The sequence below is a fragment of the Rhodanobacter sp. C06 genome (genome assembly GCF_002001105.1).
Taxonomy (GTDB): Bacteria; Pseudomonadota; Gammaproteobacteria; order Xanthomonadales; family Rhodanobacteraceae; genus Rhodanobacter_A.
The window spans coordinates 47,679-70,537 of the sequence record NZ_MUNP01000041.1 but is presented as its reverse complement, the minus strand read 5'-3'; the positions used below and the strand labels follow the sequence as shown (position 1 = coordinate 70,537).

General features: G+C 68.4%; 28 protein-coding genes. 15 read left to right on the top strand and 13 right to left on the bottom strand.

Translation table 11 applies throughout. The features are described 5' to 3' along the window. Positions 1-89: 89 nt before the first annotated feature. The 7 genes from B0E52_RS07380 to B0E52_RS07350 form a co-directional block, all read right to left on the bottom strand. Positions 90-530 (bottom strand): energy transducer TonB, encoded by a 441-nt coding sequence (locus B0E52_RS07380; RefSeq protein ID WP_077483112.1) that lies wholly within the window; start codon positions 528-530, stop codon positions 90-92. Between the two features lie 34 nt (positions 531-564). Next, positions 565-1,116, bottom strand: coding sequence for a hypothetical protein (locus B0E52_RS07375; RefSeq protein ID WP_077483111.1), 552 nt, complete (start codon positions 1,114-1,116; stop codon positions 565-567). A 33-nt stretch (positions 1,117-1,149) separates the two neighbouring features. Continuing rightward, positions 1,150-2,625 carry a pyruvate kinase gene (gene pyk, locus B0E52_RS07370; RefSeq protein ID WP_077483109.1) on the bottom strand — a complete coding sequence of 492 codons (1,476 nt, stop codon included), beginning with the start codon at positions 2,623-2,625 and terminating at the stop codon, positions 1,150-1,152. Between the two features lie 90 nt (positions 2,626-2,715). Beyond that, on the bottom strand, positions 2,716-3,534 hold the full coding sequence (locus tag B0E52_RS07365; RefSeq protein ID WP_077483107.1) for a S1/P1 nuclease: 819 nt from the start codon (positions 3,532-3,534) through the stop codon (positions 2,716-2,718). Between the two features lie 57 nt (positions 3,535-3,591). Continuing rightward, the gene (locus tag B0E52_RS07360) at positions 3,592-4,002 is read right to left on the bottom strand and encodes a DUF6691 family protein (protein ID WP_077483105.1); all 411 of its coding nucleotides are present in this window, start codon (positions 4,000-4,002) and stop codon (positions 3,592-3,594) included. Positions 4,003-4,016: 14 nt separating this feature from the next. Then, entirely contained in the window at positions 4,017-4,451 is a 435-nt protein-coding gene (locus tag B0E52_RS07355; RefSeq protein ID WP_077483103.1) for a YeeE/YedE thiosulfate transporter family protein, read from the bottom strand. Further along, positions 4,448-5,326, bottom strand: coding sequence for an MBL fold metallo-hydrolase (locus tag B0E52_RS07350; RefSeq protein ID WP_077483160.1), 879 nt, complete (start codon positions 5,324-5,326; stop codon positions 4,448-4,450). The genes B0E52_RS07355 and B0E52_RS07350 overlap by 4 nt, the downstream gene beginning before the upstream one ends. Before the next feature lie 77 nt (positions 5,327-5,403). Here B0E52_RS07350 and B0E52_RS07345 point away from each other — a divergent pair, with 77 nt between their 5' ends. Further along, positions 5,404-5,757, top strand: coding sequence for a metalloregulator ArsR/SmtB family transcription factor (locus tag B0E52_RS07345; protein WP_077483101.1), 354 nt, complete (start codon positions 5,404-5,406; stop codon positions 5,755-5,757). Positions 5,758-5,820: 63 nt separating this feature from the next. Continuing rightward, positions 5,821-6,819, top strand: coding sequence for a type I glyceraldehyde-3-phosphate dehydrogenase (gap, locus tag B0E52_RS07340; protein WP_077483099.1), 999 nt, complete (start codon positions 5,821-5,823; stop codon positions 6,817-6,819). 176 nt (positions 6,820-6,995) lie between these two features. On the opposite strand, the gene fdxA is transcribed toward gap, so the two are convergent. Further along, a complete protein-coding gene (gene fdxA, locus B0E52_RS07335) occupies positions 6,996-7,319 on the bottom strand; it encodes a ferredoxin FdxA (protein WP_077483098.1) in 324 nt (107 codons plus the stop codon). Positions 7,320-7,518: 199 nt separating this feature from the next. On the opposite strand from fdxA, the gene ccoN reads away from it, so the two are divergent. The 8 genes from ccoN (at position 7,519) to B0E52_RS07295 (ending at position 13,945) form a co-directional block, all read left to right on the top strand. Then, positions 7,519-8,985 (top strand): cytochrome-c oxidase, cbb3-type subunit I, encoded by a 1,467-nt coding sequence (gene ccoN, locus B0E52_RS07330; RefSeq protein ID WP_077483096.1) that lies wholly within the window; start codon positions 7,519-7,521, stop codon positions 8,983-8,985. Positions 8,986-9,215: 230 nt separating this feature from the next. Then, positions 9,216-9,863: a cytochrome-c oxidase, cbb3-type subunit II gene (gene ccoO / locus B0E52_RS07325; protein ID WP_077483094.1), complete on the top strand. Its 648-nt coding sequence runs from the start codon at positions 9,216-9,218 to the stop codon at positions 9,861-9,863. After that, a complete protein-coding gene (locus B0E52_RS07320) occupies positions 9,860-10,039 on the top strand; it encodes a cbb3-type cytochrome c oxidase subunit 3 (protein WP_077483092.1) in 180 nt (59 codons plus the stop codon). The genes ccoO and B0E52_RS07320 overlap by 4 nt, the downstream gene beginning before the upstream one ends. After that, on the top strand, positions 10,036-10,947 hold the full coding sequence (ccoP, locus tag B0E52_RS07315; RefSeq protein WP_077483090.1) for a cytochrome-c oxidase, cbb3-type subunit III: 912 nt from the start codon (positions 10,036-10,038) through the stop codon (positions 10,945-10,947). Before B0E52_RS07320 ends, ccoP begins: the two co-directional genes overlap by 4 nt. Beyond that, positions 10,928-11,134 (top strand): hypothetical protein, encoded by a 207-nt coding sequence (locus tag B0E52_RS07310; RefSeq protein ID WP_077483088.1) that lies wholly within the window; start codon positions 10,928-10,930, stop codon positions 11,132-11,134. Before ccoP ends, B0E52_RS07310 begins: the two co-directional genes overlap by 20 nt. Then, positions 11,131-13,356 carry a cation-translocating P-type ATPase gene (locus B0E52_RS07305; RefSeq protein ID WP_077483086.1) on the top strand — a complete coding sequence of 742 codons (2,226 nt, stop codon included), beginning with the start codon at positions 11,131-11,133 and terminating at the stop codon, positions 13,354-13,356. Before B0E52_RS07310 ends, B0E52_RS07305 begins: the two co-directional genes overlap by 4 nt. Further along, on the top strand, positions 13,353-13,541 hold the full coding sequence (gene ccoS / locus B0E52_RS07300) for a cbb3-type cytochrome oxidase assembly protein CcoS (protein ID WP_077483084.1): 189 nt from the start codon (positions 13,353-13,355) through the stop codon (positions 13,539-13,541). The genes B0E52_RS07305 and ccoS overlap by 4 nt, the downstream gene beginning before the upstream one ends. Beyond that, on the top strand, positions 13,538-13,945 hold the full coding sequence (locus B0E52_RS07295; protein ID WP_077483082.1) for a group III truncated hemoglobin: 408 nt from the start codon (positions 13,538-13,540) through the stop codon (positions 13,943-13,945). Before ccoS ends, B0E52_RS07295 begins: the two co-directional genes overlap by 4 nt. A gap of 87 nt (positions 13,946-14,032) precedes the next feature. On the opposite strand, the gene tpx is transcribed toward B0E52_RS07295, so the two are convergent. The 5 genes from tpx to B0E52_RS07270 all read right to left on the bottom strand — a co-directional run bounded on the left by tpx (position 14,033) and on the right by B0E52_RS07270 (position 18,149). After that, positions 14,033-14,533: a thiol peroxidase gene (tpx, locus tag B0E52_RS07290; protein ID WP_077483081.1), complete on the bottom strand. Its 501-nt coding sequence runs from the start codon at positions 14,531-14,533 to the stop codon at positions 14,033-14,035. Positions 14,534-14,561: 28 nt separating this feature from the next. After that, positions 14,562-15,014, bottom strand: coding sequence for a hypothetical protein (locus B0E52_RS07285; protein ID WP_254426734.1), 453 nt, complete (start codon positions 15,012-15,014; stop codon positions 14,562-14,564). A gap of 10 nt (positions 15,015-15,024) precedes the next feature. After that, the gene (locus tag B0E52_RS07280; protein WP_077483079.1) at positions 15,025-16,263 is read right to left on the bottom strand and encodes an NnrS family protein; all 1,239 of its coding nucleotides are present in this window, start codon (positions 16,261-16,263) and stop codon (positions 15,025-15,027) included. Between the two features lie 233 nt (positions 16,264-16,496). Next, positions 16,497-17,258 (bottom strand): cyclic nucleotide-binding domain-containing protein, encoded by a 762-nt coding sequence (locus tag B0E52_RS07275; protein WP_077483156.1) that lies wholly within the window; start codon positions 17,256-17,258, stop codon positions 16,497-16,499. Between the two features lie 114 nt (positions 17,259-17,372). Then, entirely contained in the window at positions 17,373-18,149 is a 777-nt protein-coding gene (locus B0E52_RS07270) for a ferredoxin--NADP reductase (protein WP_077483077.1), read from the bottom strand. A 201-nt stretch (positions 18,150-18,350) separates the two neighbouring features. Here B0E52_RS07270 and B0E52_RS07265 point away from each other — a divergent pair, with 201 nt between their 5' ends. From B0E52_RS07265 to B0E52_RS07245, 5 genes are all read left to right on the top strand, one after another. Continuing rightward, positions 18,351-18,995 (top strand): TMEM175 family protein, encoded by a 645-nt coding sequence (locus B0E52_RS07265; RefSeq protein ID WP_077483075.1) that lies wholly within the window; start codon positions 18,351-18,353, stop codon positions 18,993-18,995. Positions 18,996-19,247: 252 nt separating this feature from the next. Continuing rightward, a complete protein-coding gene (locus tag B0E52_RS07260; RefSeq protein ID WP_077483073.1) occupies positions 19,248-20,234 on the top strand; it encodes a sigma-54 dependent transcriptional regulator in 987 nt (328 codons plus the stop codon). A 169-nt stretch (positions 20,235-20,403) separates the two neighbouring features. Next, a complete protein-coding gene (locus B0E52_RS07255; protein WP_077483071.1) occupies positions 20,404-20,676 on the top strand; it encodes a hypothetical protein in 273 nt (90 codons plus the stop codon). Between the two features lie 34 nt (positions 20,677-20,710). Next, positions 20,711-22,315 (top strand): phage tail sheath C-terminal domain-containing protein, encoded by a 1,605-nt coding sequence (locus B0E52_RS07250; RefSeq protein WP_077483069.1) that lies wholly within the window; start codon positions 20,711-20,713, stop codon positions 22,313-22,315. A gap of 10 nt (positions 22,316-22,325) precedes the next feature. Then, positions 22,326-22,856, top strand: coding sequence for a phage tail protein (locus tag B0E52_RS07245; RefSeq protein WP_077483068.1), 531 nt, complete (start codon positions 22,326-22,328; stop codon positions 22,854-22,856). Positions 22,857-22,859 lie beyond the last annotated feature (3 nt).

Sequence of the window (22,859 nt, the reverse complement as noted above, 5' to 3'; positions counted from 1 at the left end):
GAACGCCACCCCGGGCAGGGGCGGCATGGTTAAAGCCGCAGATTATAACGGAAGCGCCTGGCCCCGCAGGATCGAGCCCAGGGCCCGGCTCAGCTGCCGTAGCCGGGCAGCTTGCAAGCGTCCATCAGCTTCTGCTGCCCCGCCGCATCGTCCGGAGAGTTGAACGGCACGATGTAGTAGGTGGCGATCGGTTGGCCGATCTTGTTCGTCAGCGAGGGGCCGTAGCGGAAGTTCTTCACCGCGGACAGCGCGGCGGAACCGAGGTCGCTCTTGGGCTCCACCTTGGCGACTTGCACATGCATCGGCACGCCGTCGGAGCCGATCACATAGGTCACCGCGACGCAGCCGGGCTTGGTGAGGTTCAGCCCCGAGTTGGGCATGTCGACGTTCACCTTGGTGTTGAGCCGGATCCAGTAGTGATACAGGTTCTGCGGATCGACCTTGTTCGCCTGCGCCAGCACTGGTGTGGCGCAAGCCAGGGCCGAAACCAGCAGCAGGGGGCGGATCAGCCGGCGGGTGCGCGGGTTCATGGGGGGCTCCGGTGGAATTGGGGACAGCAACAGTCTAGTCGCGCGGCGTGATTCCGTCGTCACTGTCTGCCTCCGACCGGATCGGATAGGCCCGCAGGCGCCACATCAAGCTCGCGAGCCCGTGAGCCCCGAGCATCAGTGCCAGACCTCCTGCCGTTTGCACAAGATAGAAAATCAGCCAGTGCCATTCCGTCACTGGCAGCAGACCCGTGGACTGATCGGCCAGCCGGCTTCTGAAAAACAGCATGGTGAGGCCATGTCCAAGACAGCCCGCCACGCCCGACACAACCAGCACGGCGCCAGTCACGGCCAACGCCACGGTCAATAAAGTGTCGGCGCTCAGCCCGACTTCCAGCGATTCGTGACCACGCCGACCGATGGCCCAGCCGGCGAGGATGCCTGGCCACAGCCAGAGCGCTCCTGCCACCAGCAAACCGAACACGGCAAGCAGCACGGCATCGAGTGCAAACCCACCTTCCGGCGACTGCCACAGGAATACCGGCAAGCGCTCGAACAACCCAACGGCCATCAAGACCGCACCCAGACGAACGGCAACGCACAACACCGTGTACAGCGTGGTCTTCATCCCCCTCCCCTCTGTACCGCTACGGCGCAAGTGTCAGAGATCGCGAATGCTGTCCACCGCACCGCCCGCGCCCACCGCGAGCAGCTTCAGCGTGTTGGTACCGCCAACGTGGCCCACGCGGTCGCCGTAGGTGATGACCACGCTGTTGCCCTCGGCCAGCTTGCCTTGTGCGAACAACAGGCGCACCGCGGCGCGGGTGGCGGAGGCCATGCTCTGGTTCTCGCCGTGGCTGAACTCCACCGCCCGCACATCGCGCAGCACCTGCATGCGCCGGCGCGAGGCGGCGAACGGCGACAGGCCGTAGATCGGCACCGCGCTGCGGTAGCGCGAGAGCCATTGCGCGGTGGCGCCGGATTCGGTCAGTGCCACGATCGCGCGCACGCCGAGCTGGCCGGCCAGCACCATCGCGGCCAGCGCGATCGCCTGGTCGGTACGGCTGAGTCGGGGGCCGGCGTTCGCCAGGTCTTCCTTGGGCTCGAACTGGCGTTCGGCACCGAGGCAGATGCGCGCCATCGCCGCCACCGCCTTGTCGGGGTGGGCGCCGGCGGCGGTTTCCTCGGACAGCATCACCGCGTCGGTGCCGTCGATTACCGCGTTCGCCACGTCCAGCACTTCGGCACGAGTAGGGATCGGCGAGCGCACCATCGACTGCAGCATCTGGGTGGCGGTGATGACGGCACGGTTGCGCTGCACCGTCTCGCGGATGATCTTCTTCTGCAGGCCGGGCAGCTCGGCGTCGCCGATCTCCACGCCCAGGTCGCCGCGCGCCACCATCACCACGTCGGAGGCGTCGATGATCTCGCCCAGCACGGGGATCGCGTCGGCGCGCTCGATCTTGGACACCAGCGCGGCGTCGCCGCCGGCCTCGTGCAGCAGACGGCGCGCCTGGTGCATGTCATCGGCACAACGCACGAAGGAGACTGCGAGGAAGTCCGCGCCGATCTCGGCGGCGAGCTTGATGTCGGCCTTGTCCTTGTCCGACAGCGCCGAGACGGACAGGCCGCCGCCCTGGCGGTTGAGGCCCTTGCGGTCGGAGAGCTTGCCGCCCACCAGCACGGTGCAGCGGATCTCGGTGCCCGCGACTTCGTTCACGGTGAGCGCCACCAGGCCGTCGTCCAGCAGCAGCACGTCGCCGGGGCGCACGTCCTGCGGCAGGCCGAGGTAACTCACGCCCACGCGGTGGATGTCGCCGGGCGCGGCGTCGGCGCGGCAATCCAGCACGAAGGGCTGGCCGACTTCCAGCTGGATCGGCCCGTTCGCGAACTTCTCCACGCGGATCTTCGGACCCTGCAGGTCGGCCAGCACGCCCACCTCGCGGCCGGCGGCGGCCGCGGCGGCCTTGACCGCGGCGGCACGGGCGCGGTGGTCGTCCGGCGAGCCGTGCGAGAGATTGAGCCGAACGACGTCGACGCCGTTGGCGATGATGCGTTCGAGCATGCCCGGCGCGTCGGTGGCGGGGCCCAGGGTGGCAACGATCTTGGTGCGGCGCGTTTGGGTTTCTGGAGTCATCCGGGCGGTCTGGGTGGCTTGGAGTGAAAAAGGTGAGGGTTGAAAAGTCAGACTATACGCAAGCCGCGCGCCTTGCACGCGATTCCTGCGTCACTGCTCCAGCGCGAGATTGAGCACTTCGGCCAGCCGGCGGCCGGCGATGCGCAACTGGGTCTCCGCCAGCGGCAACTCGGCGTCGACATAGGCCTGGCCGATCTTGTGGCCGTCCGGATAAAAGCCCGGCGCGGCGGTGAGGCGGCAGGATTCCTCCGCCCACTGCGCGTAGGGATCGTCCAGCGGCGCGATCGGCGGCGGCAGCGCGACCGGCCCCGCGGCGTCGAGCTTCTGTGCGTAGGCCTGCCAGTCGAGGCCGCGCGTCTTCAACATGCCCGAGTCCCAGACCTTGTGCAGGTTGCTGCCCTTGCCCTCGAATTGCACCTGGTACTTGTTGCCGCCGAGGTCGTCGCGATAGCCGGCGTGCAGCGGCTGGTGGATGTCGCCCGCGAAGTGCACCACGAACTTCAAGGCTTCCAGGCGCGCGGCGTCGCCCTGCGACTTGTCCTTGAGGATCGCGACGTAATGCGCCAGCCCCGTCGTGATGCACTCGCCGTCGCGGCAGTCGCGCGGGGGCACGTAGTCGCAACTCGGACCGCCGCGGAAGTTGATGTAGTGCAGCTTGCGCGTCTGTTGCCACAGCGTGGCCTGCGCAGGATCGTCCTGGATCTGGTCGGGCCAGCTGGCGATGTCGGCCAACTGAGTGGTGTGGTCGGCCGCCAGCAGGTGTTCCACCTCGGTCTCGGCGGCGGGACTCAGGTGCCGCTGCGCCAGTGCGGCGACGATGCTGTGACCCAGTGGCCCCCAGGCCTGCGCGACGGGAATGACGACGAACAGGGCCAGCGAGGCGGCCAGCAGGCGACGCGGATACTTCATGGTGCGGACATCACGGCAGTGGACGATCGGGGAGTGTGCCACAGCACACCGATGCGCTCAGACGCGCCGGCCGCGCCCGGCCAGCCACCAGCCCAGCAGCAAGGCCGGCAGCAACCAGATGAGGTCGCCGTTGCCGAGGCCGACGCCAGCCAGCGCAGGACCGGGGCAGTAGCCCGCCAGTCCCCAGCCGATACCGAACACCGCCGCACCGGCGAGCAGGCGCGCATCGATGCGGCGGTTCGCGGGCAGATGAAAGCGCTCGTCCAGCCACGGCCGCGCGCGTCGCGTCACCAGCCGAGAGCCGACCGCATAGGTCAGCACCGCACCGACCATCACCAGCAACAAGCTGGGGTCCCAGGCGCCGGCCACGTCGAGGAAGCCCAGCACCTTGTGCGGATCGGCCATGCCCGACCATGCCAGGCCCACCCCGAACAACAGGCCGGACAGCCACGCCAGCAAGCGATTCATCGCGCCAGCTCCGGTCATCGCGCCAGCTCCGGCAGCAGGTGGCGCCAGGCGTAGACGCACAGCATCGCGGTCGCCATGAAGGTAAGCACCGCCGCCAGCGAGCGCGGCGAGAAACGGCCCAGCCCGCACACGCCGTGGCCGCTGGTGCAGCCCGAACCGACACGCGTGCCCACGCCCACCAGCAAGCCGGCCAGAGCAAGCTGCCACGGCGGCGCATGGCTGGCCACCGCCGCACCGCCCGCGCCCAGCATCCACAACGCTGCGCCCATCGGCAGGCCGATCACGAAGGCCAGCCGCCAACCGAGGTCGCCGCGGCGTGGCGGCAGCAGGCCCGCAGCGATGCCGCTGATGCCGGCGATGCGGCCCAGCGCGAACAGCAAAAGCAGCGAGGCCAGGCCGATCAGGATGCCGCCGCCCAGCGCGCTCCACGGCGTGAACGACGTAGTCATGTCCGCGCCTCCAGTGTGCTCGCGTCCAGCGGCAGTTTCAGGAAGCGCCGCCCCGCGCCATCCACCGGCGGCAGTTCGCCCGCGCGGATGTTGAGCTGCAGCGCCGGCCAGAACAGCCGCGGCATCGCCAGCGTGGCATCGCGGCGTTCGCGCAGCGCCACGAAGTCCGCCGCGCTGGTGTCAGCTGACACATGCGCGTTGTGCTCGCGCTGCTCGCGCACCGTCGCCATGCTGCGCGGCGCCGCACCGTCGGCGGGATAGTCGTGGCAGAGATACAGCTGCGTGTCGTCCGGCAACGCATACAGCCGGCGCACCGAGGCATGCAGCGCCGCGGCGCTGCCGCCGGGAAAATCGCAGCGCGCGCTGCCCGCGGCCGGCGAGAACAGTGTGTCGCCGATGAACACCGCCTCGCCCACCCGGTAGCTCACGCTGTCGGCGGTGTGGCCGGGTGTGGCCAGCACCTTTAGTTCCAGCCCGCCCAACGGCAGCACCTCGCCATCGTGCAGCAGGCGATCGAACACCGAGCCATCGGCGGCAAAATCATCGCCCAACGCCAGACGTCGCTTGAACTCGGCCTGCACCGCGACGATGCCGGCGCCCGCCGCCACCGCGGCACCGGTCTGTGCGCGCAACCAGGCTGCGGCGCTTAGATGGTCGGCATGCGCATGGGTCTCCAGGATCCACTTGAGATCCAGCCCTTGCGTGCGGAGATGATGGAGCACCGCACGCGCAGCCTCGGTGCCGAGCCGACCGCTGGCCGGATCGAAGTCCAGCACCGGGTCGATCACCGCGGCCGCACCGGTCGCCGGGTCGCTGACCACGTGGGTCCAGGTCGAGGTGGCCGCGTGGAAGAAGGAAGCAACGTGGGCAGGCATGGTGCTGCGCTCCGGAACGACGTGCGTCACATAATATTAGTCATTACTAATTTAGCAAGACGTGGCACAATGCCGTCATGAAGACCGCGACAGATCCCGCCCGCATGCGCGCCCATGCCGGCGAGGCCAGCGAGCTGCTGAAGGCGCTGGCGAACGAGCAGCGCCTGCTGATCCTGTGCCACCTTTCCGAAGGCGAGCTGGCGGTGGGCGAACTGCTGGAGCGGCTGGCACTGGGCCAGTCGGCGCTGTCGCAACACCTGGCGAAGTTGCGCGAGGCGGAACTGGTGCAGACCCGCCGCGAGGCGCAGGCGGTGTATTACCGCCTCGCCGCGGGTCCGGTACGGGTCTTGATGGCCACCTTGCACGACATCTATTGCGGCAAACCGGCGCACGGCCGCGCCGTACGGGCAGCCAACCAGGTTTCCCGCTAAAATCACGGCTTTCCGGCCGCCGCGTGCGGCCACCTTCCCCGTCGCATTGGAGGACGCTGTCCCATGACCATCAAGGTCGGCATCAACGGCTTCGGCCGCATCGGTCGCAACGTGCTGCGCGCAGCGGTGCAGAACTTCGGCAAGGACATCCAGATCGTCGCGATCAACGACCTGCTGGAGCCGGACTATCTTGCCTACATGCTGCGCTACGACTCGGTGCACGGCCGCTTCAAGGGCGACGTGGCGATCGAGAACGGCCAGCTGGTGGTCAACGGCCTGAAGATCCGCCTCACCGCCGAGCGCGACCCGGCCAACCTGAAGTGGGGCGAAGTGGGCGCCGACGTGGTGATCGAGTCCACCGGCCTGTTCCTCACCAAGGAAACCGCGCAGAAGCATCTCGACGCCGGCGCGAAGAAGGTGATCCTGTCGGCACCGTCCAAGGACGACACGCCGATGTTCGTCTACGGCGTCAACGACAAGACCTACAAGGGCGAGGCGATCATCTCCAACGCCAGCTGCACCACCAACTGCCTGGCGCCGATCGCGAAGGTGATGCACGACAAATGGGGCATCAAGCGCGGCCTGATGACCACTGTGCACGCCGCCACCGCGACGCAGAAAACCGTCGATGGCCCGAGCAACAAGGACTGGCGCGGCGGCCGCGGCATCCTGGAGAACATCATCCCCTCCAGCACCGGCGCGGCGAAGGCCGTGGGCGTGGTGATCCCCGAGCTCAACAAGAAGCTCACCGGCATGAGCTTCCGCGTGCCGACTTCCGACGTTTCGGTGGTCGACCTCACCTGCGAGCTGGACAAGCCCGCCACCTACGCCGAGATCTGCGCGGAGATGAAGGCGCAGTCGCAGGGCGCGCTGAAGGGCATCCTCGGCTACACCGAGGACAAAGTGGTCGCCACCGACTTCCGCGGCGAGACCTGCACCTCCGTGTTCGACGCCGACGCCGGCATCGCGCTGGACTCCACCTTCGTCAAGCTGGTGAGCTGGTACGACAACGAGTGGGGCTATTCCAACAAGTGCCTGGAAATGGTGCGCGTGGTGGCTTAACCATTGCGATCATCCCTGATCGCGAGAGTCAAACGGGCGGCCATCCTTGGCCGCACTGTTCGAAATCCTGGCGATCATCCCTGATCGCGAGAATCACGTGAGCGGCCATCCATGGCCGCACTCCACACACAAGAAAGCCCGCGCAAGCGGGCTTTCTTGTCCCCTTCCCCACTCCCCTAGCGTTTCAGCAGCGGCAGCTTGTCCGGCACGCCATCCCAATCGGCGGCGTCCTCCATGGCCGGAATCTTGCGCGCCAGCACCGGCCACTCGCGCGCCAGCTCGGCGTTCAGCGCGAGGAAGCCCTCCTGCCCCGCCGGCACGTCCAGCTCGGGGAAGATCGCGCCCACCGGGCATTCCTCCACGCACAGCGTGCAGTCGATGCATTCGTCGGGATCGATCACCAGGAAATTCGGCCCCTCGTGGAAGCAGTCCACCGGACACACCTCGACGCAGTCGGTGTGCTTGCAGTTGATGCAGTTCTCGGTGACGACATGGGCCATGGGGACGGCGCTCGAACCGGCTTGTTCACGTCCGGCAAGCATTGCCTGCTGCGACCATCGCGGCCATGACCTGGATCAGGCCGCCGGGCCAGGGCGTCCTGACCGTGCCGGCGGACAGATTGCCGCAGCCGCCTGACCGCGGTCATCGCGGCGCACCGGTGCCGCCGGGACAATGACCACACCGAAACCGGGAACGCCCATGCCCAACACCGAGTACTACAACGACAAGGTCGTCCGCCAGTTCCTGCTGGCCGCGGCGGTCTGGGGCATCATCGGCATGTCGGTGGGCGTGTATATCGCCGCCGAGCTGATGTGGCCGGCGCTGAATTTCGACCTGCCCTGGATCACCTTCAGCCGGCTGCGCCCCGACCATACCTTCGGCGTGATCTTCGCGTTCGGCGGCTCGGCGCTGATGGGCACCTGCTACTACGTGGTGCAGCGTACCGGCCACGCCCGGCTGGCGCTCGGCAAGCTGGCCGGCTTCACGTTCTGGGGCTGGCAGATCGTCTGCGTGCTGGCGATGGTGTCGATGCCGCTGGGCCTCACCACCAGCAAGGAATACGCCGAACCGGAGTGGTGGATCGCGCTGTTCACCGCCGTGGTGTGGGTGTGCTTCGGCGTGGTGTTCTTCGCCAGCCTCGCGCGCCGGCGCATCAAGCACATCTACGTGGCGAACTGGTACTACGGCGCCTTCATCATCGCGGTGGGCCTGCTGCACATCGTCAACCACCTGTCCCTGCCGGTGTCGTGGACCAAGTCCTACCCGATCTACTCGGGCACGGTCGATGCGATGGTGGAGTGGTGGTACGGCCACAACGCGGTGGCGTTCTTCCTCACCGCCGGCTTCCTCGGGATGATGTACTACTTCGTGCCGCGCCAGGCGCAGCAGCCGTTGTGGAGCTACCGCTTCTCCATCGTCAATTTCTGGGCGCTGATCTCGGTCTACATGTGGGCCGGCTCGCACCACCTGATGTACACCGCCCTGCCCGACTGGGTGCAGTCAGTGGGCATGGCGTTCTCGCTGGTGCTGCTGATGCCGAGCTGGGGCTCGGCGGCGAACGGCCTGCTCACCTTCAACGGCTCGTGGAGCAAGGTGAAGACCGATCCGGCGGTGAAATTCATGGTGATGGCGCTGGTGTTCTACGCCGCCGCCACCTTCGAAGGCTCGATGATGGCGATCAAGACGGTGAACTCGCTGTCGCACTACACCGACTGGACGATCGCCCACGTGCACTCCGGCTCGCTGGGCTGGGTGGCGATGATCACCATCGGCTCGCTGTACGCGATGGCGCCGCGCGCGCTGGGCCGCCCGGCGATGCACTCGCTGCGCGGCATGAACGTGCATTTCTGGCTGCACATGGCCGGCACCCTGCTGTACGTCGGCGCGATGTGGACCGCCGGCGTCACCGAGGGCGAGATGTGGCGCGCCACCCTGCCCGACGGCTTGCTGAAGTACGGCTTCCTCGACAGCCTGATCGCGATCAAGCCGATGTACCTGATCCGCTGGTTCGGCGGCGTGCTGATCCTCTCGGGCATGTGGGTGATGGCGTGGAACCTGTGGCACACCGCCGCCGATGCCCGCGCCCGCATCATCAAGCCGATCCCGGTGCCGATTCCCGAGCCGGAACCGCACCAGATCCCGGCCCCCTTGCCGGCGGTGGGTTGAGAGGTAAACCAATGCGCTCGTCCGTGATCGCCGCTTCGACCAGGTTCCCGCTGTGGGAAGGCAATCTGATCCAGAAAGTCCAACAGCGGCCATCCATGGCCACACTGGTTCACCTGATGCGTTCGTCCATGAGCGCCGCTTCGACCGGATTCCGATTTCGGGAAGGCAGCCGATTCCTGCCAGTCCAACCGCGGCCATCCATGGCCGCACTTCTCAGGTAGAGCTCAATCATGGCCTACAGGCATTTCGAAGCGATCGAGAAGCACGCCGGCCTGCTCGGCATCGGCATCGCGATCATGGTCTCGCTGGGCGGCCTCGCCGAGATCACCCCGCTGTTCGTCGAGGCGCATTCGCTCAAGGCGCCGGCGAACGTGCATCCGTACGACCCGCTGCGGCTGGCCGGCAAGGACGTCTACGTGCGCGAGGGCTGCTACCTGTGCCACTCGCAAATGATCCGCGCGCTGCGTTTCGAGACGCAGCGCTACGGCCACTACTCCACCGCCGAGGAATCGGTCTACGACCGGCCGTTCCAGTGGGGTTCCAAGCGCACCGGGCCGGACCTCGCCCGCGTGGGCGGCAAGTATTCCGACGACTGGCAGCGCATGCACCTGCTGGACCCGCGCAGCGTGGTGCCGCAATCCAACATGCCCGGCTACCCGTGGCTGGCGAAGGCCGGCATCGACGGTGCCGACATCCAGGCGCGCATGCGCGTGCTGCGCAAGCTGGGCGACCCGTACAGCGACGCCGACATCGCCGCCGCGCCCGAGGCGGTCAAGGGCAAGACCGAGATGGACGCGCTGATCGCCTACCTGCAGGGCCTGGGCATCAAGAACGAACCGACCGCCGCGGCGCCGGCCAGCGATGGAGGTGCGCCATGAGTCCGTTCTGGGGCCATCTGGCCGGCGTGATGATCGTGCTGATGATGGTGAGCTTCATCGGCATCTGGATCTGGGCCTGGCGCAAGTACCACAAACCCGTGTTCGACCAGATGGCGCAGCTGCCAATGCAGGACGACGATCCCACTGTCGACCCGACACAGGAGAAGCCGCGATGAGCACCGGCTGGTCGTTGTGGGTGATGTTCCTGGTGGTGTTGAACCTCGGCATCACCTTCTTCCTGTTCCTGTGGGGACCGCGCGCGAAGATTCCCACCCAGCCCGACGGCACCAGCGGCCATGTGTGGGCGCATGGCGTGCTGCGCGAGGGCGTGCGGCGGCTGCCGATGTGGTGGATCCTGTTCTCCGGCGCGATGTTCGTGGCCGCCTTCATCTACCTCGTGCTGTACCCCGGTTTCGGCAACCACAAGGGCGCGCTGGGCTGGACCTCGCACGGCCAGCTGGCCGGCGAGCAGGCCGCCAACGAGGCGAAGCTGGAGCCGCTGATGCAGCGCTTCGCGCTGTACACGCCCGAGCAGCTGGCCGGCGACCCTGCCGCGCGGCAGCTCGGCCAGGTGCTGTTCGAGGACAACTGCGCGGCCTGCCACCAGCGCAGCGGCAAGGGCAACCAGCAGCTCGGCGCACCCGACCTCACCGACCAGGACTGGCTCTACGGCGGCAACGGCAAGGACATCACCACCTCGATCCACGACGGCCGCGCCGGCGTGATGCCGCCCTGGGCCAGCCTGGGCGAGCAGAACGTGGCCAATCTCGCGCAATACGTGCTGAGCCTGTCCGGCTCGCCGCACGACGCGAAGATGGCGGCCGCCGCCGAGCCGATCTTCAAGACCACCTGCGCGGCCTGCCACGGCCCCGACGGCAAGGGCAACCAGGCGGTGGGCGCACCCAACCTCGCCGACCACATCTGGCTGCACGGCGGCACGCTGGCGGATATCACCAAGACCATCCACGACGGTCGCCAAGGCCACATGCCGAACTGGGACAAGCGCCTAAGCGATGCGCAGATCCACGTGCTGGCGGCCTATGTCTACCACCTGTCGCACCCCGATGCCGGCGCCACGGACTGACGCGGAAAGCCGCTGGTACCGCCAGCCGATCCTGTGGCTGGGCATAGCGGTGTTCGTCGCCTCGCTGGCCGGCTGCGTGTGGATCATCGTGGCAAGCGCGCGCAGCGCCGACATCCCGCTGGAAACCACGCACACCGTGTTCGGCGTGCCCGCCAGCGCGCACAGCAGCCACGAACCGCCGCGATGAACGCACACGCCGTCTGGGCCCACCCGCTGCTGCTCGCCCAGGTGCTGCGACCGCGCCGCGATGGCCGCAGCGAAGTGGCGCTGCGCGTGGATGCACTCGGTGAACCGCGCCGCGCACTGGCGCTGGAACAGGCGATCCGCGCCCTGCCCGGCGTCGAGCGCGTGGCGATCCTGCCCGCCGCCCGCCGCCTGCGCGTGGTGTGGGACGCGCGCCGACTCTCGCTGGATGCGCTGGTCGAGCGCTGCACCGCGCTGCACTGCCCGGCCCAGCCGCTGCCCCACGACGACGCCGACGACACTCGCGCCACCGAACTGCACGATGCGCTGAAGCGCCTGCTGGTCGCCGGCATGTGCATGATGCAGGTGATGACCTACGCCTTCGTCATCTACATCGGCGCGGTCGACTTCGTGGATTTCACCACCCGCGGCCTGTTCCGCTGGCTGGGTTTCCTCACCACCATCCCGCTGGTGGCCTATTCCGCCCGGCCCTTCTTCACCGGTGCCGTGCACGAGCTGCGCGAACGCCAGTTCGGCATCCACCTGCCGGTGGCGCTGGCGGTGGCGCTGGTGTTCCTTGCCAGCGCGACCAACACGCTGCGCGGCGCGGGCGAGGTCTACTTCGACTCGGTGAGCATGTTCGTGTTCCTGCTGCTGGTCGCGCGCTACGTGGAGCTGCGCGCGCGCCATCACGGCAATGCGCAGGGCGACGCCGCGATCGATGCCGCGCCACTGCTGGCGCAACGCATCGCCGCCGACGGCACGCTGGAAACCGTGCCCGCGCTGGCACTGCGCGCCGGCGACCGCGTGCACGTCGCCGAAGGCGCCACCGTGCCCGCCGACGGCGTGCTGGAAGCGGATTCCGCGCAGCTGGACGAGGCCCTGCTCACCGGCGAATCGCGCCCCGTCCTGCGTCGCCGCGGCGAACGCCTGGTGGCCGGCAGCCTGCTGCTGGACGGACCAGTGCCGCTGCGCGTGGAACACAGCGGCGCGGCCACCGCGGTGGCACGCATCGGCGCGCTGGCCGTCCGCGCACGTGCGGCGCGCAGCTTCGCCACGGCCAGCGACCGCGAGATCGCCCGCTTCGTGGCGCGCGTGCTGCTGCTGACGGCGCTCACCGCGCTGGGCTGGCTGCTGTTCGATCCCGCGCGCGCCTTCGACGCCGCGCTCGCCGTGCTGGTGGTGGCCTGCCCCTGCGCCTTCGCGCTCACCGCACCGGCCGCATTCACCCGCGCGCTGACCGCGCTGGCGCGCCACGGCGTGCTGGTGACCGATGCCACCGCGCTCACCCGCCTCGCGCATGTGGACATCGCGCTGTTCGACAAGACCGGCACGCTGGGCGTGCCGCGGCTGGATCTCGCCGGCATCGAGCCGCTGCGCGGCGAAACCCGCGAAGAAGTGCTGGCGCTGGCCGCCGCGCTGGCCCGCCAAAGCTCACACCCGCTGGCCCGCGCGCTCGCCGATGCCGCCTGCGGGCTGGGGCCCGCGCGGCAGGCCGAGCGGGTCGAGGCCGTGGCCGGCGCCGGGCTGCGCGGCACGGTGGCCGGTCGCGCGCTGCGCCTGGGCCGCGCCGACTTCGCGCTGGGTCACGCGCTGGCCATTGAGCGCCAACGCGATGGCCTGCTGCTGGCCGACGCGGATGGCGCCATCGCCGCCTTCCGCCTCGCCGAACGCCCGCGCCACGACGCGCAGGCCACGCTGGACGCGCTGCGCACCGAAGGCATCGCATCCCGCATCGCCAGCGGCGACACGCCGGAACGCGTGGCCGCACTGGCCCAGATGCTCGGCATCGCCGACTGGCGCGCACGCCAGAGTCCCGACGACAAGTTGGCCCGGCTGCGCGAACTGCGCGCCGCCGGCCACGTGGTGCTCGCGGTGGGCGACGGCAGCAACGACGCGCCGATCCTCGCCGGCGCCGATGTCTCCGCCGCGCTGGCCGGCGGCACCGGCCTCGCGCAGGCGCAGGCCGACCTGCTGCTGATGGACGACCGTCTCGAAGGCCTCACCCGCGCCCGCAGCATCGCGGGCGAGGTGCAACGGATCGTGGCGCAGGGTCGGCGCTGGTCGTTGGCCTACAATCTGTGCGCGGTGCCGTTCGCCGCGTTCGGTTTCGTGCCGCCGTGGCTGGCCGGCATCGGCATGTCGCTCAGCTCGCTCGCGGTGGTGCTGAACGCGCTGCGCGCCGGTCGCGACGGCAACGAACCGCGACAGGAGCTGCGCGCATGAACATCCTGCTGGTGTTGATCCCGGTGACCGCCTTGGTGGTGATCGTTGGCGTGGCGCTGTTCTTCTGGGCGGTGAACCACCAGCAGTTCGACGACCTCGATACGCCCGGCATCCTGCCCCTGCTGGACGAACCCGCGCCGGACACCACGCCGGCCGCGACCGAAGACACGACAAACACGCCATGAGCACGCTGGACGAAACCCGCATCGCCACCCTGGTCGACCGCTTCTACGACAAGGTGCGCGCCGATCCCGCCATCGGTCCGATCTTCAACGCCGCCGTGCACGACTGGCCCGAACACAAGCGCCTGCTCACCGCGTTCTGGTGTTCGGTGGCGCTGCGCGCGGCCAGCTATCGCGGCAATCCGATGGCCGTGCACCGTGGCCAGCCGGCGATCCGAGCCGAGCACTTCGTGCGCTGGCTGGAGCTGTGGCGCGAGACCACGGCCGAGGTGCTGGATGCGGACGACGCCGTGCAGATGCTCGACTACGCCGAACGCATCGGCCGCAGCCTGCGCATGGGCATGGGCCTGCCCGACCGGTTGGACGCGCGGCCGCTCGGCATTCCGGTGGTGGGCATCCACTCCTGAATCGCTCTTTCTCGGCGCCTGGCCCGAAGAAGCCCGCCGGTCACCCGGCGGGCTTCTTCGCATACGGCAGGTTGCGCAGCGGGCCGCTCAGCCCAGCGCCTTCAGCGCCGCGTCGTAATTCGGCTCATGCGTGATCTCGTCCACCAGCTCCGCGTGGATCACCTTGTCGTGCGCATCCAGCACCACCACCGCACGGGCGGCCACGCCTGCCAGCGGGCCGTCGGCGATCGCCACGCCGTAGTCGCGGAGGAACTCGCGCCCGCGCATCAGCGACAGCATCTGCACGTTCCCGATGCCCTCGGCGCCGCAGAAGCGGCCCTGCGCGAACGGCAGGTCGGCGGAGATGCACAGCACCACGGTGTTGGCCAGCTTCGCCGCCAGCTCGTTGAAGCGACGCACCGAGGTGGCGCACACGCCGGTGTCCACGCTGGGGAAGATGTTCAGCACCTTGCGCTTGCCGGCATGGTTGACCAGCGTGACCTCGGACAGGTCGCCGCCGACCAGGTGGAACGCCGGCGCCTGGCTGCCGACCGCCGGGAAGCTGCCGTCGACGCGTACCGGCTGACCCTTGAAATGGACTGTGGACATGACGCACCTCGTAATGGGGAAAGGGGGTCTACAAGTAGAACATGGTCTTGGCCAGAAAGACGATGGCCGCCATCAGCGCCAGCACGATGCGGTGCGTGTAACGGAAACGGCACGCATTCATCCTGCCGCGCGCGCCGACCCATACCGCGTTGACGAACACGCCGAGCACGCCCAGCGCCAGCGCCACCTTGAGCAGCAGGAACCAGCCGAAGCGCGTCGTGCCGATGCACTGGATGCCGTTGCAGCGCAGGTCGAGCAGCATGCCGCCGCTGACGAACAGCACCAGCACCACGTACGGCATGTAACGACGCACCCGCGCCATCACCGCGCCCTCGATCTGCTGCATGACGACGACGTCGAAGCGCTTGTGCAAGCCCTCCAGCACGAACACCTCGAAGGCCACCGCGCCCACGAACACGATGGCGCAGGCGAGGTGCACCAGCACGATCCACGGGTAATACGGCGCGATCAGTTCCTGCACGGCGCCTCCTTCAGCCCGGCTTGCCGTCCGCCCTCGGCGTGAGGTAGATCCAAGCCGAGCGCAGCACCCACGGCAGGAACGCCAGCAGCCAGCCCGCACCGGCGATTACCAGCCACAGGTAGCGGTCGCCGCCCAGTTCGGCGCGGATGCGCACGAATGCCACCAGTTGCAGCAGCACGAAACACAGCCATGGCACCGGGTGCATCTGCAGCGGCCGGCCGGAATGGCCGTGGGTGACGCGGGTCACCATCGCCACCAGCATCGAGCCGAAGAAGCCGATCGCCAGCGCATGCAGCGGCGCCAGGCCCAGCACCTGTTCACCGCGAATCGCCAGCGCCAGATCCTGCACGCAGAACAGCACGAAGGCGACCGGCAACCAGGTGAAAGCGATATGCAGCACGCCGAGCAGGCCCGGACGCAGGCAGCGCCACGGCTTCCACATCAGCCAGTGCGTGGCGAACACCGCGGCCAGCGGCAGATCGCAGAGCCACAGCCACTGCGGCAGGCCGGCACAGTCCAGCAGCACGTGCGCCAGCAACAGCACCCACGCCACCGGCAGGCTCCACGCCGGCCGCCACATCGCGTAGCCGGCCACCATGTTCTTGCTGAAGAACGGCAGCATGCGATGGCAGACCGTGAAGTACACCGGCAGCAGGAAACCGAACGTGCCCAGCTTCACCGCCAGCCAGGCCACGTCCGGCGACACGCCGGGAATCAGCAACCAGGCGAGGAACAGCACCAGCCCCAGCGTACCCACGCCGAACGCCGCGAGGCAGGACCAGCCGTGCCGGTTGCGGTCCGCCGCCTTCGCCAGCACTCCGGCCAGCGTGCCCACCCCCACCAGGTAACCGGCCAGCATCACCACCAGACCCAGCTTCAGCAGCAACGGCATGCCGAGCAGGCCCAGCGTGCCCAGCACGTAGCCGCCCAGCACGCCACCGGCCACCGGCAGGTAGCGCCGCGGCGGCACCTGCGGCCCGTCCATCCAGCGCGGGAACGTGGTCATCAGGAAGCCGAACATGAAGAGGGGAAACAGGCCGTACTGGATCAGCACGGCGTGCCCCCATACCGGCGGGATCGTGGGCTGCGGCCAGCGCACCCAGCCGAAGCGCAGCGCGGCCAGCTCCAGCGTCCACCAGGTCATCGTCAGCAGCACCGCCACGGTGCCGGCGAGGAACAGCGCACGGTGCGGCGCGGCCGCCAGCAGGCTGGCGGGGTCGTTCGTGACGGTGGAAGTCGGTGCGTCCATGGGAGCCTGACGATGATGATCGCTCCCATGTTGGCAGCGCGTGGGCCGCGCGGCCCTGACCTGGATCAGTCGCCTGCGGGCACCGCTCGTAGGTCGGGATTCATCCCGACAACGCTGTCTCGTGTCGGCGCCGTGTCGGGATGAATCCCGACCTACCGGACACGAAGCCATCCGCGTCGGGATGAATCCCGACCTACGGGCGCAAGGCCATCCGCGCCGGGATGAATCCCGACCTACTCCGGCAGCAGGCTGGCGCCGAGTTCGCGCAAGCTGCCCTCGCGCAGCAGCACCAGTTCGCGGCCTTCCAGCGCGATCAGCCCCTGGCTGCGGAACCGTCCCAGCACCCGGCTCACCGTCTCGGCGGCCAGCCGCAGGTAGTTCGCGATGTCGCCGCGCGACATGCTGAGGTGGAAGCGCGTGGCGGGCAGGCCACGCGCCGCGTAGCGCGACGAGAGGTCGATCAGGAACGCGGCCATGCGCTCGTCCGCGCTGTGGTCGCCGGCCAGCAGCGACACCGCGCCCAGTTCCTTGCTGATCAGCCGGAACAGGTGCTGCTGCACCGCCGGTTGGCGCGACGCCAGCGCGCTCATCGCGGGGAAGGAGAAGCGGCAGAACTGGGTGTCTTCCAGCGCCACGGCATCACAGGGGAAATGCTCGGGGTAGATCGCGTTGAGCCCCACCACCTCGCCGGGCAGGTAGAAGCCCAGCACCTGCTCGTTGCCGTCGCGGTCGAACATCCGCGTCTTCACCGAGCCGAAGCGCACCGCATAGATCGCGCGGAACGGGTCGCCGGTGCGGAACACGTGCTCGCCGGCGCGGAACGGCCCCACGTGTTCGACCAGACAGTGCAGTTCGAGCAACTCCGGCTTGCCGTAGCCCACCGCGACGCAAGCCTCGGCGAACGCGCAGCTGGAACAGAATCGCGTGGCATCGCCGTCGTCGGCGATCGGCCGAGGCACCAGGCGCAATCGTCCGGTCGGGGGGCTTGGTGGCATGGCGGCTCGCACCGTGTGGGTCGGCATGTGGTGGACCCATGCATGATACGCATGCCGCCGCGGTGTCGCGAGTTTCTGCGACGACACGCCACTACCCGCGGGCGTGTTCGCCCGCTATTTCTCCACGAACGCACGCTCGATCACGTAATCGCCCGGCTCGCGGGTGCGCGGCGAGGCGTGAAAGCCGCGGCCGTCGAGCAGCGCACAGAGGTCGTCCAGCATCGCCGGGCTGCCGCACAGCATCACGCGGTCCGTGACCGGGTTCAGCGGCGGCAGGCCGGTGACGGCGCTCATCACGCCGTCGGCGATCGCGTCGGTGATGCGGCCGCGGTTGCGGAACGGTTCGCGCGTCACCGTGGGGTAGTAGACCAGCTTCTCGCGCGCCAGCTCGCCGAGGTATTCGTGCCGCGGCAGCTCGTGTTCGAGGTAGTGCGCGTAGGCGAGGTCGTCGACATGGCGCACGCCGTGGGCCAGCACGATCTTCTCGTAGCGCTCGTAGGTGTCGGGGTCGCGGATGATGCTCATGAACGGCGCCAGCCCGGTGCCGGTGCCGAACAGGTAAAGGTGCTTGCCGGGCTTCAGGTCGGTGAGCACCAGGGTGCCGGTGGGCTTGCGCGTCACCATCAGCGGATCGCCGGGCTTGAGGTGCTGCAGGCGCGAGGTGAGCGGGCCGTTCGGCACCTTGATCGAGAAGAACTCCAGGTGTTCCTCCCAGCTCGCGCTGGCGATGGAATAGGCGCGCATCAGCGGACGGCCGTCCAGCTCCATGCCGATCATCACGAACTGCCCGCTGTCGAAGCGGAAGGACGGATCGCGCGTGGTGCGGAAGGAAAACAGGTTGTCGTTCCAGTGCTGCACGTCGATCACGTGCTCGGTTGCCATCGCTACCATGGGGTCGTCTCGGGTGCAGGTCGGGGATCACCGCGCTGCCGCGCATGGCGGCAGCGTCACTCGCGTGGGAGGGCGTGGGCCGATGAACCTGGCGAGTGGCCACGCGGGGTCGCGGCAGTGCACCATTTTACGCGATCCGGACCATCGCCGCCCGCCATGTTCTCCGGCATCATGCGGGCGGTCCGAATCAGGGAAGCGAACATGGAACCGAACGCCGCACCCGCCGTACGCGAACACCACGTCCACCAACGCCATTTCGACCGCCTGGTGATGCTCGCCGATGGCGTGTTTGCCATCGCGCTGACCCTGTCCGCGGTGGAACTGCGGCCGGAGGCGAAGCCGGGCCAGACCCTGCTGCAGATCTGGGGCAAGCCTCTGCTGGCCTACTTCCTCACCTTCTTCATCCTCGGCGTGGTGTGGTTCCAGCATCGCCGCACGATGGCGCAACTGCGCCGCATCGACCGAACCCTGACCCTGATCACCCTGCTGCTGCTCAGCCTGGTCGCGCTGATGCCGGTGGTCATCCGCACCATGGTCTCCGGCGAGAGTGGCCTGGATCAGACGGTCGGGATGACGATCTATGCGCTGTCGCTGGTGGCCATCAATTTCAGTCTCGCCATGGGCTGGGGCTATGCGGCCTTCATCGGCGGCCTGGCGCCGGACGTGCCGAGGCCAAGAGCCTGGAGCTGGCTGCTGCACGACACCTTCATCGCCCTGACCTGGGCGGCGATCGCCTGCTGGTTCCTGCAGCGGATCTGGCTGCTGGCGCTGGTGGCCGTGATGGCAGTGGTCGTGCGCATCGCTTCGGCGCGGCAGTCGCGGGCAGCCCGGGCGGCACAGGCCTGAAAACCGGCTGGCACGCGGCCGACGGCGTGCAGCGGCTTTGCCGGAAACCGCCACTGCTGGCGAACCGGAACGACGTCACGGCAAAGGACTACAGACGGAAGCAGACTTGGATTGCAGCCAACAAACTGCGCATACTGCATTCTGAAGGATACGCCGGCATTTTCAGACCGGCCCGCGACCGGAACCAGGGGGAATCCGCCGCACGCCAGACATGGCGTGCCCGGGTACTTGCTGGTGTCTTCGGAGGGGGCGATGCCGGTCATGCTAGGTCAATCCAGGGCGATCCAGGCCGTGCGGGCGCAACTGCAGCGCTACGCCGGCTGCGACGTGCAGGTGCTGATCGAGGGTGAGACCGGCACCGGCAAGGAACTGGCGGCCCGCGAGATCCACTACGCCAGCGCCCGCCGCGATCATCCATTCGTGCCGGTCAACTGCGGTGCGATTCCCGACAGCCTGATCGAGAGCGAGCTGTTCGGGCATGGCCGCGGTGCCTTCACCGACGCCAAGTCCGCCCAGGCCGGTCTGATCGATCATGCGCGCGGCGGCACACTGTTCCTCGACGAGATCGATACCCTCTCCGACAAGGGTCAGGTGACCCTGCTGCGCTTCCTGCAGGACAACGAATACCGGCCGGTGGGCGGCGGCGCGGCGCGGATATCCGATGCGCGCATCATCACCGCCACCAATGCCGACCTCGAACGACAGGTGGCGGCCGGGCGCTTCCGTCGCGACCTGCATTACCGCCTCAACGCGCTGCACCTGCGCCTGCCGCCGCTGCGCGAGCGCGACGACGACGTGGTGCTGCTCGCCCGGCATTTCCTCGACATCACCGCGGAGCGCTTGCGCGGCCCGGCCAGACAGTGGGGAGAGAATGCCCTGGCCGCATTGCAGGCATACGCATGGCCCGGCAACGTGCGCGAACTGGACAACATTGTCCTGCGCGCCTACCTGGGCTGCGACGGGCCGCTCATCGACCTCGCCGAACTGGTCGCCGTGGAGCCCGCGTTCGCCAGCAGGTCGGTCGCGCCAAGACCCGTCGCGAGCGAACCCGGCCTCGCCTTCGGCGCGGCCAAGCTGCGCGCGATCCATGCCTTCGAACGCGACTATCTCACCCGGCTTATGCAGCAGGCCTGCGGCAACATCAGCGCCGCCGCCCGCCTGTCCGGCACCGAGCGCCGCCAGTTGGGCAAGCTGCTGGTGAAGCACGGCATCGAGACCAAGCAGTTCCGGCCGCGCTGAACCGAGTGCCCGCAGCGGGTGAAACCATCCCCGCTGCGTCTCGCAAGCGGGTCGGTCTTGACCCACGACAGCCGCGCTCCCGGCACCAAACCGTTGCCCCGGCCCGTTTTGTCGCCTCCGGTGACTGGCATGCTCGTTGCCAGAGTCTGCACGTGTGCCGAGAGGAGTCATGGCGAAGCCACCAGCTCCGGAGACGTGGGACAACGACGAGAGCGAGATCGCGCGCTCGCTGCTTGCGTATCTGCATCGCCATCCGCTGGCGGCGGACACCTTGCGGGGCATTTCCAACTGGTGGCTGCCGCAGCAGCGCTACAGGGACGACCGCCCGCGCATCGGGCACGTGCTGGACCGGCTCGTCGCCGAAGGGGTGCTGCATCGCGACAAACTGCCCGACGGCGAGGTGCTTTACGCGCTGAACCGGCACACGAAGCCGTCGCATTGACGGCGAACCGCGGTTCACGACGGAGGATCGATCCATGCCATCTGCGCTCACCTATCCGGGTGTCTACATCGAGGAAATCCCCAGCGGCGTACGCACCATCACCGGGGTGGCCACCTCGATTACCGCCTTCATCGGCCGCGCGGCCAAGGGTCCGACCGACGCGGACGCCGACGGTCCGGTGACCATCAACAGCTACGGCGACTACGAGCGCACGTTCGGCGCGCTGGATCCGGCCTACCCGCTGGGCTACGCCGTGCGCGACTTCTACCTCAACGGCGGCGCGCGGGCGATCATCGTGCGGCTGTACAAGGGCGACGCCAGCACCGCCAAGGCACAGCTGGCCATCACCAACCTGGCGCTGGAAGCCGCCTCGGCCGGCAGCTGGGGCAACCAGCTGCGGGTGCGCATCGACACCCAGGTATCGAGCGACGTGGCGACGCAGTACGGGCTGGCCACGGCCGACCTGTTCAACGTCAGCGTACGCGACATGGCCAGCGGCACCCAGGAAAGCTTCCTCAACGTGAGCGTCAAGGAAAGCCCGCGCCGCATCGACCGCGTGCTGCAGGCCGGCTCTTCACTGATCCGCGTGGCCGCCAGCCTGAGCCTGCCTGCGACCACGCCGCCCGCGGCGATGTCGAACACGGTGCCGGCGGGCAAGACCGTGTGGGACCAGGACGGCACCTCCAGCGGCGCATCGACCACCGCCGTGGACAGCGCGGCGCTGGACGCCACCACCTACAACGGCGACCCGGACGCCAAGACCGGCATGTACGCGCTGAAGAAAGTGGACCTGTTCAACCTGCTGTGCATCCCGGCCGACGTGCGCGGCGGCGACACCAACAACGCGGTGTACCAGACCGCGATGAGCTTCTGCGTGGAGCGGCGCGCGCTGCTGCTCGTGGATGCTCCCGCGGCCTGGACCAGCGCCGGCGCCATCACGCAATCGAACAACGCGGCGCTCACAGCGCTGGGCCTGAACGGCACCGCGGCGCGCAACGCCGCGCTGTATTTCCCGCGGGTGATCGAGTCGGATCCGACCCGCCAGGGCCAACTCGACAACTTCGTGCCCTGCGGCATCGTGGCCGGCGTGATGGCGCGCACCGACGCGCAGCGCGGCGTGTGGAAGGCGCCGGCTGGCATCGACGCCGCACTGAACGGCGTGCAAGGGCTGACCGTCGCGCTCACCGACGCGGAGAACGGCATGTTGAATCCGCTGGGCGTGAACTGCCTGCGCAGCTTCCCGCTGGTCGGTCCGGTGACGTGGGGCGCGCGCACGCTGCGTGGCGCCGACCTGCTCGCCGACGACTACAAGTACGTGCCGGTGCGCCGCACCGCCCTCTTCATCGAGGAGAGCCTGTACCGCGGCACGCAGTGGGTGGTGTTCGAGCCGAACGACGAGCCGCTGTGGGCGCAGATCCGGCTCAACGTGGGCGCGTTCATGCAGAACCTGTTCCGCCAGGGTGCCTTCCAGGGCCAGACACCCGCCGATGCCTATTTCGTGAAGTGCGACAAGGAAACCACCACGCAAAACGACATCAACCTCGGCATCGTCAACATCGTGGTCGGCTTCGCGCCGCTCAAGCCCGCCGAGTTCGTGGTCATCCAGCTGCAGCAGATGGCCGGCCAGATCCAGACCTGAGGGAAATGTCATGGCTCAGTTCAGCGTCAATGCGCAGCGCTTCGATCCGTACAAGAACTTCAAGTTCCGGGTGAAGTGGGATGGCCGCTACGTGGCCGGTGTCAGCAAGGTGTCGGGGCTCAAGCGCACCACCGAGGTGGTCAAGCACCGCGAAGGCGGCGACCCCAGCAGCACGCGCAAGTCGCCCGGCCGCACCGACTACGACGCCATCACCATCGAGCGCGGCGTCACCCACGACGTCGCCTTCGAGCAGTGGGCGAACAAGGTGTGGAACTTCGGTGCCGGGCTGGGCGCGGAAGTCTCGCTGAAGGACTTCCGCAAGGACTTGATCCTGGAGGTCTACAACGAGGCCGGCCAGCTCGCGCTGGCCTACAGGATCTACCGCTGCTGGGTGTCCGAGTACCAGGCGCTGCCCGACCTTGATGCCAACGCGAACGCCGTGGCGATCCAGCATTTGAAGCTGGAGAACGAGGGTTGGGAGCGCGACGTGAGCGTGCCGGAGCCCAGCGAACCGAGCTTCACGGTGCCGGCCGTCGGATGAACC

What these genes read in the sequence shown, in the direction of transcription:
- B0E52_RS07380 (WP_077483112.1), bottom strand. Translation starts at nt 530, where the DNA reads ATGAACCCGCGCACCCGCCGGCTGATCCGCCCCCTGCTGCTGGTTTCG.
- B0E52_RS07375 (WP_077483111.1), bottom strand. Translation starts at nt 1,116, where the DNA reads ATGAAGACCACGCTGTACACGGTGTTGTGCGTTGCCGTTCGTCTGGGT.
- pyk (WP_077483109.1), bottom strand. Translation starts at nt 2,625, where the DNA reads ATGACTCCAGAAACCCAAACGCGCCGCACCAAGATCGTTGCCACCCTG.
- B0E52_RS07365 (WP_077483107.1), bottom strand. Translation starts at nt 3,534, where the DNA reads ATGAAGTATCCGCGTCGCCTGCTGGCCGCCTCGCTGGCCCTGTTCGTC.
- B0E52_RS07360 (WP_077483105.1), bottom strand. Translation starts at nt 4,002, where the DNA reads ATGAATCGCTTGCTGGCGTGGCTGTCCGGCCTGTTGTTCGGGGTGGGC.
- B0E52_RS07355 (WP_077483103.1), bottom strand. Translation starts at nt 4,451, where the DNA reads ATGACTACGTCGTTCACGCCGTGGAGCGCGCTGGGCGGCGGCATCCTG.
- B0E52_RS07350 (WP_077483160.1), bottom strand. Translation starts at nt 5,326, where the DNA reads ATGCCTGCCCACGTTGCTTCCTTCTTCCACGCGGCCACCTCGACCTGG.
- B0E52_RS07345 (WP_077483101.1), top strand. Translation starts at nt 5,404, where the DNA reads ATGAAGACCGCGACAGATCCCGCCCGCATGCGCGCCCATGCCGGCGAG.
- gap (WP_077483099.1), top strand. Translation starts at nt 5,821, where the DNA reads ATGACCATCAAGGTCGGCATCAACGGCTTCGGCCGCATCGGTCGCAAC.
- fdxA (WP_077483098.1), bottom strand. Translation starts at nt 7,319, where the DNA reads ATGGCCCATGTCGTCACCGAGAACTGCATCAACTGCAAGCACACCGAC.
- ccoN (WP_077483096.1), top strand. Translation starts at nt 7,519, where the DNA reads ATGCCCAACACCGAGTACTACAACGACAAGGTCGTCCGCCAGTTCCTG.
- ccoO (WP_077483094.1), top strand. Translation starts at nt 9,216, where the DNA reads ATGGCCTACAGGCATTTCGAAGCGATCGAGAAGCACGCCGGCCTGCTC.
- B0E52_RS07320 (WP_077483092.1), top strand. Translation starts at nt 9,860, where the DNA reads ATGAGTCCGTTCTGGGGCCATCTGGCCGGCGTGATGATCGTGCTGATG.
- ccoP (WP_077483090.1), top strand. Translation starts at nt 10,036, where the DNA reads ATGAGCACCGGCTGGTCGTTGTGGGTGATGTTCCTGGTGGTGTTGAAC.
- B0E52_RS07310 (WP_077483088.1), top strand. Translation starts at nt 10,928, where the DNA reads ATGCCGGCGCCACGGACTGACGCGGAAAGCCGCTGGTACCGCCAGCCG.
- B0E52_RS07305 (WP_077483086.1), top strand. Translation starts at nt 11,131, where the DNA reads ATGAACGCACACGCCGTCTGGGCCCACCCGCTGCTGCTCGCCCAGGTG.
- ccoS (WP_077483084.1), top strand. Translation starts at nt 13,353, where the DNA reads ATGAACATCCTGCTGGTGTTGATCCCGGTGACCGCCTTGGTGGTGATC.
- B0E52_RS07295 (WP_077483082.1), top strand. Translation starts at nt 13,538, where the DNA reads ATGAGCACGCTGGACGAAACCCGCATCGCCACCCTGGTCGACCGCTTC.
- tpx (WP_077483081.1), bottom strand. Translation starts at nt 14,533, where the DNA reads ATGTCCACAGTCCATTTCAAGGGTCAGCCGGTACGCGTCGACGGCAGC.
- B0E52_RS07280 (WP_077483079.1), bottom strand. Translation starts at nt 16,263, where the DNA reads ATGGACGCACCGACTTCCACCGTCACGAACGACCCCGCCAGCCTGCTG.
- B0E52_RS07275 (WP_077483156.1), bottom strand. Translation starts at nt 17,258, where the DNA reads ATGCCACCAAGCCCCCCGACCGGACGATTGCGCCTGGTGCCTCGGCCG.
- B0E52_RS07270 (WP_077483077.1), bottom strand. Translation starts at nt 18,149, where the DNA reads ATGGTAGCGATGGCAACCGAGCACGTGATCGACGTGCAGCACTGGAAC.
- B0E52_RS07265 (WP_077483075.1), top strand. Translation starts at nt 18,351, where the DNA reads ATGGAACCGAACGCCGCACCCGCCGTACGCGAACACCACGTCCACCAA.
- B0E52_RS07260 (WP_077483073.1), top strand. Translation starts at nt 19,248, where the DNA reads ATGCCGGTCATGCTAGGTCAATCCAGGGCGATCCAGGCCGTGCGGGCG.
- B0E52_RS07255 (WP_077483071.1), top strand. Translation starts at nt 20,404, where the DNA reads ATGGCGAAGCCACCAGCTCCGGAGACGTGGGACAACGACGAGAGCGAG.
- B0E52_RS07250 (WP_077483069.1), top strand. Translation starts at nt 20,711, where the DNA reads ATGCCATCTGCGCTCACCTATCCGGGTGTCTACATCGAGGAAATCCCC.
- B0E52_RS07245 (WP_077483068.1), top strand. Translation starts at nt 22,326, where the DNA reads ATGGCTCAGTTCAGCGTCAATGCGCAGCGCTTCGATCCGTACAAGAAC.